Raw genomic sequence first — 12,679 nt, 5'->3', positions numbered from 1 at the left:
GGCAGCCGCGCCACCGGGGCAACCGGTGGCCTTACCAGCCGAGGAATCCCGTGAGTGACACCCCATTCGGATTCGGCCTTCCGCCGGAGGAGCCGGACGACGGCGACGAGGGCAAGAAGAAGGACCAGCAGAGCGGCGGTGGTCAGGGACCGAACAACCCGTTCGGTTTCGGCGGCCTGCCCGGCGCCGGAGGCTTTGGCGGCCCCGGTGCGGACAATCCGCTCGCTGCCATGTTCGGATCGCTGAACCCCACCGACCTGGGCGCCGCCTTCCAGCAGCTGGGGCAAATGCTCTCGTACGAGGGCGGCCCGGTGAACTGGGACATGGCCAAGCAGATCGCCCGCCAGACGGTGTCCCAGGGCACCGCGGACGGCACCAAGGACGCGAGCGTGGGCCCCGCCGAGCGCACCGCGGTCCAGGAGGCCGTCCGCCTGGCCGACCTGTGGCTCGACGACGCGACGTCCCTGCCGTCCGGCGCGGGCTCCGCGGTGGCGTGGTCCCGCGCGGAGTGGGTCGAGGCGACCCTGCCCGCGTGGAAGGAGCTCGTCGACCCGGTGGCCGAGCGGGTCGGCACCGCGATGGGCGATGTCCTGCCGGAGGAGATGCAGGCCATGGCGGGCCCGCTGATCGGCATGATGCGCTCGATGGGCGGCGCCATGTTCGGCACCCAGATCGGACAGGCCGTCGGGGTGCTCGCGGGTGAGGTCGTCGGCTCCACCGACATCGGCCTGCCGCTGGGCCCGGCCGGCAAGGCCGCGCTGCTCCCGGCCAACATCGAGGCGTTCGGCAAGGACCTCGGTGTCCCCAAGGACGAGGTGCGGCTGTATCTCGCCCTGCGCGAGGCCGCCCACCAGCGCCTCTTCGCGCACGTGCCGTGGCTGCGCTCGCACCTGTACGGCGCGGTCGACGGCTACGCGCGCGGGATCAAGGTCGACACCGCCAAGCTGGAGGACGTGGTCGGCCAGTTCGACCCGCAGAACCCCGAGCAGCTCCAGGACGCCCTCCAGCAGGGCATGTTCCAGCCGGAGGACACCCCGGAGCAGAAGGCCGCCCTGGCCCGTCTGGAGACGGCTCTGGCGCTGGTGGAGGGCTGGGTGGACGCGGTGGTCCACGCGGCCGCGAAGCCGCGTCTGTCGTCCGCCGACGCGCTGCGCGAGACCCTGCGCCGCCGGCGTGCCTCGGGCGGCCCGGCCGAGCAGACCTTCGCCACGCTGATCGGCCTGGAGCTGCGCCCCCGCCGTCTGCGGGACGCCTCCCGCCTGTGGGCCTCGCTCACGGACGCGCGCGGTGTCGACGGCCGTGACGGCCTGTGGGCCCACCCGGACATGCTGCCGACCGCCTCCGACCTGGACGACCCGGACGGCTTCGTGCACCGCGAGCAGCTGGACTTCTCCGAGCTGGAGAAGATGCTCGGCGAGACGGGCAGCGGCTCCGACGGCACCGACGGGAAGCCGGACCTGAAGAAGGACGACGACACCGAGTGAGCCTCCATGACGACGCGGTCCTCGTGATCAAGGGGTACGAGGGCCAGGAGGAGCTGCGCCAGGCCTACCTGGACCATCTCGCGGCCCACCCGGACGGCGTGTGGAAGGCCTGCCGGGCGGGGCACGTCACGGCGAGCGCACTGGTGATCGACCCGTCACGCGGACAGGTCCTGCTCACCCTTCACAAGAAGTTGCGGATGTGGCTCCAGATGGGCGGCCACTGCGAGCCGGCCGACACCTCCCTGGAGGCGGCGGCCCTGCGCGAGGCGACGGAGGAGTCGGGGGTCGCCGGTCTGACCCTGCTGCCCGGCGGCCCGGTCCGCCTGGACCGGCACCCCATTCCGGCGCCCTGCAACTGCCACTTCGACGTCCAGTACGCGGCTCTCGCCCCGGCCGGAGCCGTGGAGACGATCAGCGAGGAGTCCCTCGACGTGCGGTGGTTCGCCTACGACGAGGTGGCGGGCGTGGCGGACGAGTCCGTCGTACGCCTGCTGGAAGCGACCCGCGCGAGGCTGTGAGCGCCTTCTTGGCGCATGGGTAAGGGGCGCCCGGTATTGCCGGGCGCCCCTTACCCATGTCTAGCTGTTGCTGCCCCCGTGCCTAGCTGTTGCTGCCCCCGAGGGAGTTGCCGCGCATGCCGAACTGGCCGAGCACCCCGCCGTTGCGCATGCCCTGCGGCGGCAGGAGCTCACTCGGCTGGACCAGGACGTGGCCGGTGCCGCCGAAGTGCATCTCCCAGCCCTCGCCGGTGGTGCCGCGGCGGCGCCACACTCCGGAGGTGGAGGTGGGTGCCTGGAGCTGGGTGCGCAGGGACGTGGACCAGGCGATGACGGCGTCGGAGTCGACGCAGACGTTCTTGTCCGGGCCGACCTCAAGCACCAGCGGCTCGCCCGAGGTCATCAGGACGACCTGCCCGGAGCCGGACAGCTCCAGGTTGTAGGCGCCCGCGGCCGCCACCTCGACGGCGCTGTCCACGGCGACGATGCCGACGCCGAGGGAGCCGTCGAAGGCGAGCACATAGGAGCTGTCGACGGTGATGCCGCTGCCGACCTCCATGATGTGCAGGTGCTGGGCGAGGTTGGCCAGGTAGACGATGCCGTTGCCCTTGCAGCGCATGAGTTCGAGGCGCTCACCGGTCATCCGCTCGACGTTGCGCCAGCTGCGGTTGCGGTACTGGCTGTCGAACTCGACCTGCCCCTCGAAGGCCACCATGGCGCCCTGCCGGGCGAGGACGGGACTGCTGCCCTGGGTGACGTCGGTCTTCAGGAGCTGCGGGTTCTGAAGCGTGTAGCGGCCGGTCGACTCGACCGGGACGTGTGCGAAGAGTGTGCTGTGCATGATGTGCCTGGTGCTCCCCTCAGCCCCGGATCTTGAATCGGTCGCCGGTGTCCTCGCTCGGCTGGACGACGACGAAGCCCTGCCCCTTGAAGCCGATCTGGAAGGCCTCGCCGCTGCCGCGGCCGATGAGGGCACTCGCCTTGATGGTGCGGCGGGCCTTCATCTCCAGACCGGCCGTCCAGGCGACGAGGGCGTCCGGGTCGACGTACGTCTCGCGTTCGGCGCAGTCCAGGGCCATCGGGATGCCCCGGCTGACCAGGGCGACCCAGCCGGTGCCCTTGACGACCAGGTTGGTCAGACCGGAGCCGGACAGCTTGGCGAGTCCCTTGACCGGCTCGATGGCCAGTTCCAGGGAGGCGTCGCAGGCCAGCAGGGTGGCGCCGTTCACGGACAGCGCCTCGCCGTTGAGGTGCAGGACGAGGATGTCGCCGCCGTAGTCGGCGAGGTACAGGTCGCCGTCGCCGCGGGCCAGCATCAGCCGGCCGCCCTCTCCGGTGACCATCTCCTCCGCCGAGCGGCGCAGGCTCGCGGGCGCCGCGTCGAACTGCACATAGCCGTCGTAGGCGATCATCGAGCCGGCCTTGGCGATCAGGTCGTGGCCGGTGACCATGGTGACCTTGAGCGTCTTGGAGCTGTGCACACTCATGCGGACGCCGGTCGCGGCGGCGCGGTGCGCACTCAGAGTCTGGGTGTCCATGGCCTCACACCTCGAAGGGCTGTACGACGACGAAGTTTCCGGGGGCGCCGCGGAACTGGAGGTTCACGGCCTCGGTGGTCTGCCGGGCGTACCCGGAGCGGCGCAGCCTGAGCGAGGTCGTGGTGACCGCCTGCGCACCGGCCGACCAGGCGATGACGGCGTTGCCGTCGACATAGGTGGCCGGACCGACGGGCAGGACGACGGGCACACCGCGGGTCTTGACGACGACGGCTCCGGTCCCGGAGAAGAGCATGCTGAAGAAGCCTCCGCCGGGCAGTCCCGCACCCTCGATGCGGCGGACCTCGGTCTCCAGGGTCTCGTCGAAGGCGAGCACGCCCTGGGCGCTGGTGTAGAGCTGCTCGCCCTGGAGGCGGATCACGAAGACGCGGCTGGCCTCGTCGGCGAGGAACACCTCTCCGTTGCCGGTGCAGCGCATCAGGGACATGCCCTGGCCGGTGAGCGCTCCGGTGAGCTTGCCGAGCACTCCCGAGCCCTTGTGGGCGAAGTCGATGTCGCCCTGGTAGGCGACCATGCTGCCCTGCTTGGCGAGGATGGGCGTGTCCTTGGTGAGGGCGGCCCGCACCAGGTTGGCGTTCTGCTCGGTCCAGCGGTCGCCGACGGGCGCTTCCGCGTACTTCGTCAGGACGACCCGGACGTTGGCCTCCGGCGGCACGGGGGCGAGCTGGGTCCCGCCGCCGAAGGGCTGCGCCTGGCCGGGGAAGGCACCGGGCGCGCCGGGGGGCGCGAACTGACCGGCGACGGCGCCGGGAGGGGTGAACTGGCCTGCGGGGGCGCCGGGAGGGGCGTACTGGCCGGCGGGTGCTCCCGGAGGGGCGTACTGGCCCGCCGGAGGTGCTCCTGGTGGCGTGAAGGTCTGCCCCGGAGGAGTGAAGGCCTGCGGGCTCGACGGAGCGGCGGGCGCGGGCGACGGAGCGGCGGGGGTGGTGGGGGCCGGGGCGGGCGCCGGGGGCGCGCCGAACGACGGCGCGGGCGCGGGCGCGGGCGGGACGGCCTGCGGGGGCGGCGCGAAGGCAGGCGCCTGGGACTGCGCCGGGATACCGGGCTCGGGCGCGGGCTCGGGAGCGGACTCCTCCTCGGCGACCTCGCCGCCGAAGTTCTTCAGCAGCGCCTCCAGACCGCCGTCGAAGCCCTGGCCGACCGCGGCGAACCGCCAGACGTCCTTCAGGTAGAGGTCGCCCACCATCAGGGCGCGCTCGGTGGAGAACTCGCTGCCGTCGAACGAGTACCGGGCGACTTCCTCGCCGCCGGCGACGATCCGGAGGTAGCCGGGAGCGATCTGCGACATCTGGCCGTCGCCGTCGATCGTCGCCGTGAACGACAACTTCTGGATCTGCGACGGAATCTGGTCGAGAGTGACCCGGAACGACTCCGTGTCGCCCGACTGCGCCCCCAGGAGCTGGATGGAGTCCTCGGGGGACTTGGGCTGGTTGAAGAAGATGAAGTACCGGTCGTCGGAGAGCCGTTCGTCGGCGTCGAGGCCGAAGCAGCTGATGTCGAAGGTCAGTCCGGGGCCGGAGATCTGTACACCTACGTACAGATCCGTGCCCGCGGTCAGGTCACTGATCTTGGCCTTGTGGCCGCGCTGGAATTCCCTGGCCATGCGTTACGACCGTCCCCCATCCCGAATGCGAGTGCGTCGCGACAGGCTAACGGCAAATTCGGACACCGGCTCAAGCCGGTACGGATCCGGTACAAAAACCCGTTCGGGTCGACCGTCACTCTCCGCGCCCGGGCGGCAGGTGCGGCAACCGGTCGGCGGCCACCACGCCCTCGAGATAGCCCTTGGCCCGCTCGGTGCGCGGATACGCCTCCAGCAGCCGCCAGAACCGGGGCCCGTGACCGGGTACGAGCAGATGCGCCAGCTCGTGGAGCAGGACGTAGTCGACGACGTACTCCGGCATCCCCTGGAGCCGGTGCGACAGCCGGATGCTGCCCTCGGACGGGGTGCAGGAGCCCCAGCGCGTGTTCTGGTTGGTGACCCAGCGCACCGAGGCGGGCCGGGCCCGGCCGTCGAAGTACTGCGCCGACAGCCGCTGCGCCCGCTCGGACAGCTCGGCGTCCCCGAGCACCCGTTTGCTTTCCTGCGCGGCCAGCTTGTCGAGCATGACGCTGACCCAGCGCTGCTCCTCGGCCTCGGACATCCGGGCAGGGATGAGCACGACGGTGCGATCGCCCTCGCGGTACGCGGAGACCGTCCGGCGTCGGCGGCTGCTCCTGCGTACCTCGATCGCGCTCGCCCCCGAGCCGCTCGGCGGCTGGCTCGTCGTGCTGCGCTGTGGCGTTCCGGCGCTGTGCAGTGGATCGGCGGGCACGCCCTGACGTTACCCGCTGCACACGGGGGAAGTCCCGACTCCGGGACGGTTCGGTTCCGATCCCCCTCCAAGCGTCTGATTTGTACGACGAACAGCCCTCACCTGTGGACAACTTTCGGCACGTGATGTCCGGCTCGGGGCATGCTGGCACCGCCGCCGGGACCGCGGCCGAGCGTCGCCGGGCTTCGACGGCGGACCGTCGGCTGGTTCCGGTGGCGGACCGTCGCCGGATTCGGGTGGCGGACGGGGATGTTCTACGAGGGCTACGGGGGCCTGTCATGGAAGCAGTGGTTCCGCCGGCACACGCCATGGTTCCGCGGATGAAGCCCGCGCTGCGGCGCGGCTGGCGCGATCTGAACACGGTGCAGTTCGGGATGACCCCGGCGCACGCGATGACGCTGGGCCCGATGGACCAGGCGACGGGCGACTTCCTGGATCTGCTCAACGGCACGCGCGGCCTCGCGCTGCTGCGGGAGGAGGCACGCGGAATGGATCTTCCCGAGGGTCATGTCGACGCGCTCGTGGACCGGCTCGCCCGGGCCGGGCTCGTGGAGGACGCGAAGGGCGGCGGACCGGCCGCGGACGCGCTGCGCGGGAAGAAGGAGGTCATGGACCGGCTGGCGCCCGACCTGGCGTCCCTCTCCCTGACCACGTCAGGACCGGATGACGCGATCAGCCTCCTGTCCGCCCGCCGCTCACTGCGTGTGCAGGTCAGAGGCGCCGGCCGGGTGGGCGCGGTGCTGGCCGCACTGCTCTCGGGCGCCGGCGTGGGAGAGGTGGACGTGCGGGACTGGGGCCGGGTCGAGCCGGGGGACGTGGCGCCGGGCGGGCTGCCCGCCGCCTCCGTCGGCGAGCGCAGGGACACGGCCGCACGCCGGGCGGTGTCCGCGGCGGCTCCCGGCCGCCCGCCGCGCCGCGCCTCCCGGACCGCGGCAGGAGGGGAGGACCCCGGTTTCTCCCTGGTGGTCCTCGCCCCGCGCGACGACGTCGACGTGCACGCTCCCGCCATGGCGGTGGCCGAACCCCTGGTCCGGTCCGGGACACCGCATCTGTACGCGGGTGTGGTCGAGGCGACCGGGGTGGTCGGCCCCTTCGTCCTTCCGGGCGAGACGGGCTGTGCGGGCTGTCTGCACGAGACGCGGACCGACCGGGACGAGGTCTGGCCGCGACTGGTGGCCCAGTGGCGCTCGGGCAGCGGGCCCCGGTCGGCCCGCCCCTGCGACCTGGCGCTGGCCACCACCGTCGCGGGGCTGGCGGCCGCGCACGCCCTCGCCTTCCTGGACGGCCGGGTCCCGTCGAGCGCCGGTGCCCGCTGGGAGGTCTCGCTGCCCGGCCTGAACTGGCACGCACGGCCGGTGTGGCCGCATGCGGCATGCCCGTGCGGGGCCGCGGAGAAAGGTAAGGGAGAACACACCTCCAAGGAGGAGGCTGCACACGAGACAATGGCAGTGCAAGGGTCGTCGGAGGAGTCGTGCCGCAAGGCAACCGCACCACGGCCTGCTGGGACCTGGAGGGCGCATGTCTGATCTTCCCCGGAAGGCGGTCACCCGGACCGCCAAACTCGCCGCGCTCCCGCTCGGCTTCGCCGGGCGGGCCACCTGGGGACTCGGCAAGCGGATCGTGGGCGAGTCCGCGGAGATCGTCGGCCGCGAACTGCAACAGCGCACCGCCGATCAGCTCTTCAAGGTGCTCGGGGAGCTCAAGGGCGGTGCGATGAAGTTCGGGCAGGCCCTGTCCGTCTTCGAGTCGGCGCTGCCCGAGGAGGTCGCAGGACCCTACCGGGCGGCCCTGACGAAGCTCCAGGAGGCGGCGCCCCCGATGCCCACCCGCACCGTGCACACGGTGCTGGAGGAGCGGCTGGGCGAGGACTGGCGGCAGCTGTTCGCCGAGTTCGACGACAAGCCCTCCGCGGCGGCCTCCATCGGCCAGGTGCACCGGGCCGTCTGGCACGACGGACGTGAGGTCGCGGTCAAGGTCCAGTACCCGGGGGCCGGTGAGGCCCTGCTCTCCGACCTGAACCAACTGGGGCGCTTCGCCCGCCTGTTGGGGCCCCTGGTACCCGGCATCGACATCAAGCCGCTCATCAACGAGCTGCGCGACCGGGTCTCGGAGGAACTCGACTACGGTCTGGAGGCCCAGGCCCAGCAGGCCCACGCCGAGGAGTTCGCGGACGACCCGGACGTCGTGGTGCCGGCGGTGGTCCACCAGGGCGAACAGGTCCTGGTCACGGAGTGGATCGACGGCGTCCCCCTGTCCGAGGTGATCGCCGACGGCACCCAGGAGCAGCGCGACCGCGCCGGCCAGTTGCTGGCCCGCTTCCTCTTCTCCGGCCCCGCCCGCACCGGCCTGCTGCACGCCGACCCGCACCCCGGCAACTTCCGTCTCCTGCCCGGCGGACCCGACGGCGAGGAGGACTGGCGCCTGGGCGTCCTGGACTTCGGCACCGTCGACCGGCTCCCCGGCGGGCTGCCGGAGACCATCGGCGACTCACTGCGCATGACACTGGAGGGCGACGCCGAGGCGGTCTACGAACTGCTGCGCACCGAGGGCTTCGTCAAGGACTCGATAGAGCTGGACCCGGACGCCGTCCTCGACTACCTCCTGCCGATCATCGAACCGGCGGTGGTCGACGAGTTCACCTTCACCCGGAGCTGGATGCGCAGTCAGGCCGCCCGGATCGCCGACCCGCGCTCCCCCGCGCACCAACTGGGCAAACAGCTCAACCTTCCGCCGGCGTACCTGCTGATCCACCGGGTGACCCTGAGCACCATCGGCGTCCTGTGCCAGCTGGGCGCCGCGGTCCGGTTGCGCGAGGAACTGGAGGAGTGGCTGCCGGGGTTCCTGCCGGAGGACGACGGCGGGGAGGACGAGTCGGCCGCAGAGGCGTGACGCGACGCGGTCTACCACCAGGCCGAGTCGAGCCGCCCCTCGATCGCCCTGAGGTGCTCCCGGGAGCAGGTGTCGCAGACGTACTGCCGGACGCCGTTCTCCACAGAAAGGGTCCAGGTGGGCTCGGGTCCCCCGGCCCGTCGTCCGCAGCGGGCGCACACGAGAGGCCGCGCCTCCGCCTCGGCGTCCTCGCTCGGGAAGCCGCCGTCGTCGCTGTCTCCGGAAGGAGTCGTCACGCGCCGACGATAACGCCGGGCCGACCCGTTCGGCGCGCGGAACGCACCGCGGGGGCCGGTCCGTTGCGACGGACCGACCCCCGCGGGGAACTACCGGGTCGTGTTACTGCATGACGGCCATGGCGAGCGCGCGACGGGCACGCAGCGAGGCGCGCTCCGCCCGGCGCTGCATCCGGCGAGCGGTCGCGAGGCGGATCGCCCTGCGTTCCTGCTCGGCCTCGTGCAGCCGGTCGCGCATATGCGCACGAGCCAGGGCTTCTGGGATGAGTTGCATCTCTCGGGTCCTGTTCTGACGCGAGTCGATCGCGCCGGTGGTGGTGAAGTCTGGGATCGCGGAGCCTGCGGGCTCGCTGGTGGACGGCTTCATCGGGGCCTGCTTCTTGGGGTCGTTCGTGAGGGGGCGGTCGATCGTTCCAACGATGGTGTTCATGCCGTGACCGGGTTCTTGCGCGGGCGACCACGGGGCCGCTTCCGGGCTACGACGACACCCTGGACGAACAGCTCGCCACCCCAGACGCCCCAGGGCTCACGCCGCTCCTTGGCGCCGGCGAGGCAGGCCTCCATCAGCGGGCAGGTACGGCAGAGGGACTTGGCGTACTCGACGTCCGCCGGCGACTCGGCGAAGAAGACCTCCGGGTCGTAGGAACGGCAGGGGACGGGTACGCCGAGGTTCTCGATGGCGTCGTCGAGCGCGGTGAGCGCAGTGAGGGGGATCAAGGTGGAGTCCTCCGTGGAACCGGGCGGGGGGAGCGTTGCGGAAGGCGGTACGGACGGGGCGTGCGCTTCGAGTTGCACGGTTCGTCTTCCTCGTCTGGTCGGTCCGGCCCTGTGGGACCGGTAGTCGGCTTGGTACCGGGTTCTTTTCTTGTCCCGAGGCCCCTTCGCTCCGCTGTCCCCGTTCGGGGAAAACAGAAGGGCCGCGGATCCCGGATGGGGTTCCGCGGCCCTGAAGGCGCCGGCCTGAGTCGATCAGGCTGGATCACTCCAGGGTTCTGGCCCACGGAAGGCCCACATCTGGTGGTGCTGCGTCGTCAGCTTCCGGAATCCGGCACCGGCAGCCGCAAAGGCATAGGCGTGCGCCTGTGCCACTACTGCTTCCAGTGCCTTGGTCGGTCGCTCATTGCGCTCACGGACGGGAAGGACCGCGAGAGACAGGGAGGACGCCGGACGCACGGCAGAGATGCCGGACAGACCAGTGCCCAGGTTCGAAACGCCGAGCATGCACGTGGAGACGACCGAGCGATCGGTCATTTTGGCGGTGCTGATGGCCTTGGTGCTGTTGATGCTGATCACTTCAATCGCCTCCTCTCGGCGTCTAGGGGGACTGCGGCGCGAGCCGCTGTCCGACGGATATGCAAGTAGAACACGGAATCGGGGCCTCCGAGAAGGCCTCCGTCCCCGTGGCTAAGAACCTATGGGGATTCCCGGGGCATGCGCAAACTATTTTTTCGACGAGTTGGGATCAGTCCTCGTCTTCTTCCTGCGCAACCTCCTGGCCTGCGCAGATGGCCAGCACATCGGCTCCGTAACGGTTGAGCTTGCGCATGCCGACGCCCGGGATCCGGGTCAGTTCGTGCTCGTCGTCGGGGACGGCCTCGGCGATCGCCATCAGGGTCTTGTCCGTGAAGACGCAGAACGCGGGCTGTCCGCTGCGCTCCGCCTGCACGGCCCGCCACTCGCGCAGTCGCTCGTAGAGCCCCTCGTCCATGTCGGAGGGACAGTCCTCGCAACGCATCAGCTTCATCTCGCCCGCGTCGGTGAGCGTGCGCCCGCAGACCCGGCAGCGCGCCGGGGTGCGCCGGGTGCGTCTCGGGACCTCGCCCGCGGGGCTGGTGAAGCCGCGCTCCACACCGCCGGGACCGCCCGCGGCGGCCCGCCCCGCGGTGGCGGTGGAGCCGGGGCGCAGTCCGTCGAGGAAGCGGCTGGGGCGGCGGTTGGGGCGGCCGCCGGGCGAGCGGGAGAGCGACCAGGAGACATGGAGGCGCTCGCGGGCGCGGGTGACGCCGACATAGAGGAGCCGGCGCTCCTCCTCGATCTGCTCGTCGGTCTTGGCGTAGGTGATCGGCATCATGCCCTCGGCGACCCCGACCAGGAAGACGGCGTCCCACTCCAGGCCCTTCGCGGAGTGCAGGGAGGCCAGGGTGACGCCCTCGACGGTCGGGGCGTGCTGGGCGCCGGCCCGCTCGTCGAGTTCGGCCACGAGGTCGTTGAGCGTGGCCCCGGGGCGGGCGGCCGCGAAGTCCTGCGCGAGGTTCACCAAGGCGGCCAGCGACTCCCAGCGCTCTCTGACGGCGCCGGACCCGGCCGGTGGTTCGCTGGTCCAGCCTTCGCCCGACAGCACGGCGCGGACCTGCGAGGGCAGGTCGACGGCGTCGTCCAGCCGGCTGTCGTTGCCGCCGAAGCGGGCCGCGCCCCGGAGGTTGACGATGGCCCTGCGGACCTCGGGCCGGTCGAAGAACCGCTCGGCGCCGCGCAGCTGGTAGGGCACTCCGGCGTCGGCCAGGGCCTGCTCGTAGGTCTCGGACTGGGAGTTGGTGCGGAACAGGATGGCGATCTCGCTGGCCCGCACGCCCGCGTCCATGAGATCCCGGATGCGCCGGGCGGCGCCCTCGGCCTCGGCGGGCTCGTCGGTGTACTCGGTGTAGACGGGGTCGGGGCCGGAGCGGCGCTGGGAGATCAGTTCCAGCCGGTGGTCGGCGGCGCGGCCGCGGGCCTGGGCGAGCAGGCCGTTGGCGAGATGGACGACCTGGGGGGTGGAGCGGTAGTCGCGGACCAGCTTGACGACGGTGGCCCCGGGGTGGCGGGTGCGGAAGTCGAGCAGATGGTCGGGAGTTGCTCCTGTGAAGGAGTAGATCGTCTGGCTGGCGTCGCCGACCACGCACAGGCTGTCCCGCTGCCCGAGCCACAGCTCCAGCAGGCGCTGCTGGAGGGGGCTGACGTCCTGGTACTCGTCGACCACGAAGTGCTGGTACTGCGAACGGACCTGGTCGGCGATGTCGTGCCGGTCCTGGAGGATGGCGACGGTCAGCAGCAGCACGTCCTCGAAGTCGATGACGGCCCGCTCGCGCTTGACGTCCTCGTAGGCGGCGTAGAGCTGGGCGATCTCGGCCGCGGCGCGGGGTGTCTCACGGCCCGCCTTCGCGGCTGCGAGCGCGTAGTCGGAGGGCACGGTCTGGGTGACCTTGGACCACTCGATCTCGCCCGTGACGTCCCGCAGCTCGCCCCGGTCGAGGCGGATGCGGCACGCGGCGGCCGCGTCGGCGACGAGCTGGATCTTGCGGTCGACGAGCCGGGGCATGGACCCGCCGACGGCTTTCGGCCAGAAGTACTGGAGCTGGCGCAGGGCGGCCGAGTGGAACGTACGCGCCTGGACGCCCGCCGCGCCGAGCTGGCGCAGTCGCCCGCGCATCTCCCCTGCTGCGCGGTTGGTGAAGGTGACGGCGAGCACGCTGGAGGGCTGGAGGATCCCGGCCCGCACCCCGTAGGCGATGCGGTGGGTGATGGCCCGGGTCTTGCCGGTACCGGCACCCGCCAGCACGCACACCGGCCCGTGCAGGGAGGTGGCGACCTCGCGCTGCTCCGGGTCGAGCCCTTCGAGCACGGCGTCGGCCGAGTCCGGTGTGCGCGGGAAGAGCGTGGAATGCGTTGCTGCTGTCACACCGCCATGCTGCCAGGTCGCTGGAGACGGGTGAGCCGGTTGTC

At 71.5% G+C, this 12,679-nt stretch carries 13 protein-coding genes; 4 read left to right on the top strand and 9 right to left on the bottom strand.

Annotation, left to right across the window (positions count from 1 at the left end):
• Positions 1 to 50: 50 nt before the first annotated feature.
• A complete protein-coding gene (locus AQJ54_RS03745) occupies positions 51 to 1,484 on the top strand; it encodes a zinc-dependent metalloprotease (protein WP_062024052.1) in 1,434 nt (477 codons plus the stop codon).
• On the top strand, positions 1,481 to 2,002 hold the full coding sequence (locus AQJ54_RS03740; RefSeq protein WP_062233863.1) for an NUDIX hydrolase: 522 nt from the start codon (positions 1,481 to 1,483) through the stop codon (positions 2,000 to 2,002). The genes AQJ54_RS03745 and AQJ54_RS03740 overlap by 4 nt, the downstream gene beginning before the upstream one ends.
• An 82-nt stretch (positions 2,003 to 2,084) precedes the next feature.
• On the opposite strand, the gene AQJ54_RS03735 is transcribed toward AQJ54_RS03740, so the two are convergent.
• From AQJ54_RS03735 to AQJ54_RS03720, 4 genes are all read right to left on the bottom strand, one after another.
• Positions 2,085 to 2,822: an AIM24 family protein gene (locus AQJ54_RS03735; protein WP_062024050.1), complete on the bottom strand. Its 738-nt coding sequence runs from the start codon at positions 2,820 to 2,822 to the stop codon at positions 2,085 to 2,087.
• 19 nt (positions 2,823 to 2,841) lie between these two features.
• The gene (locus AQJ54_RS03730) at positions 2,842 to 3,519 is read right to left on the bottom strand and encodes an AIM24 family protein (RefSeq protein ID WP_020136711.1); all 678 of its coding nucleotides are present in this window, start codon (positions 3,517 to 3,519) and stop codon (positions 2,842 to 2,844) included.
• Positions 3,520 to 3,523: 4 nt separating this feature from the next.
• Complete coding sequence (locus tag AQJ54_RS03725) at positions 3,524 to 5,140, bottom strand: TerD family protein (RefSeq protein WP_062233860.1); 1,617 nt, start codon at positions 5,138 to 5,140, stop codon at positions 3,524 to 3,526.
• A 115-nt stretch (positions 5,141 to 5,255) separates the two neighbouring features.
• The gene (locus tag AQJ54_RS03720; RefSeq protein ID WP_063741191.1) at positions 5,256 to 5,852 is read right to left on the bottom strand and encodes a M48 metallopeptidase family protein; all 597 of its coding nucleotides are present in this window, start codon (positions 5,850 to 5,852) and stop codon (positions 5,256 to 5,258) included.
• 308 nt (positions 5,853 to 6,160) lie between these two features.
• Between AQJ54_RS03720 and AQJ54_RS03715 the strand changes: the two genes are divergently transcribed.
• A complete protein-coding gene (locus tag AQJ54_RS03715) occupies positions 6,161 to 7,378 on the top strand; it encodes a TOMM precursor leader peptide-binding protein (protein WP_062233856.1) in 1,218 nt (405 codons plus the stop codon).
• Positions 7,371 to 8,741 (top strand): ABC1 kinase family protein, encoded by a 1,371-nt coding sequence (locus tag AQJ54_RS03710; protein WP_062233852.1) that lies wholly within the window; start codon positions 7,371 to 7,373, stop codon positions 8,739 to 8,741. Before AQJ54_RS03715 ends, AQJ54_RS03710 begins: the two co-directional genes overlap by 8 nt.
• Positions 8,742 to 8,752: 11 nt before the next feature.
• On the opposite strand, the gene AQJ54_RS03705 is transcribed toward AQJ54_RS03710, so the two are convergent.
• The 5 genes from AQJ54_RS03705 to AQJ54_RS03690 all read right to left on the bottom strand — a co-directional run bounded on the left by AQJ54_RS03705 (position 8,753) and on the right by AQJ54_RS03690 (position 12,635).
• The gene (locus tag AQJ54_RS03705) at positions 8,753 to 8,977 is read right to left on the bottom strand and encodes a hypothetical protein (protein ID WP_062233849.1); all 225 of its coding nucleotides are present in this window, start codon (positions 8,975 to 8,977) and stop codon (positions 8,753 to 8,755) included.
• Positions 8,978 to 9,080: 103 nt separating this feature from the next.
• Positions 9,081 to 9,407 (bottom strand): hypothetical protein, encoded by a 327-nt coding sequence (locus AQJ54_RS03700; RefSeq protein WP_062233846.1) that lies wholly within the window; start codon positions 9,405 to 9,407, stop codon positions 9,081 to 9,083.
• A complete protein-coding gene (locus AQJ54_RS03695) occupies positions 9,404 to 9,772 on the bottom strand; it encodes a WhiB family transcriptional regulator (protein ID WP_028809468.1) in 369 nt (122 codons plus the stop codon). Before AQJ54_RS03695 ends, AQJ54_RS03700 begins: the two co-directional genes overlap by 4 nt.
• A 174-nt stretch (positions 9,773 to 9,946) precedes the next feature.
• Complete coding sequence (locus tag AQJ54_RS43220; protein ID WP_079069728.1) at positions 9,947 to 10,270, bottom strand: hypothetical protein; 324 nt, start codon at positions 10,268 to 10,270, stop codon at positions 9,947 to 9,949.
• A 169-nt stretch (positions 10,271 to 10,439) separates the two neighbouring features.
• The gene (locus tag AQJ54_RS03690) at positions 10,440 to 12,635 is read right to left on the bottom strand and encodes an ATP-dependent DNA helicase UvrD2 (RefSeq protein WP_211278485.1); all 2,196 of its coding nucleotides are present in this window, start codon (positions 12,633 to 12,635) and stop codon (positions 10,440 to 10,442) included.
• Positions 12,636 to 12,679: the final 44 nt, after the last annotated feature.

Origin of the sequence: Streptomyces griseorubiginosus (genome assembly GCF_001514195.1) — a bacterium.
Taxonomy (GTDB): Bacteria; Actinomycetota; Actinomycetes; order Streptomycetales; family Streptomycetaceae; genus Streptomyces; species Streptomyces griseorubiginosus.
Note: the sequence above shows the minus strand (reverse complement) of the source record. Positions and strands in the feature narration are given on the sequence as shown.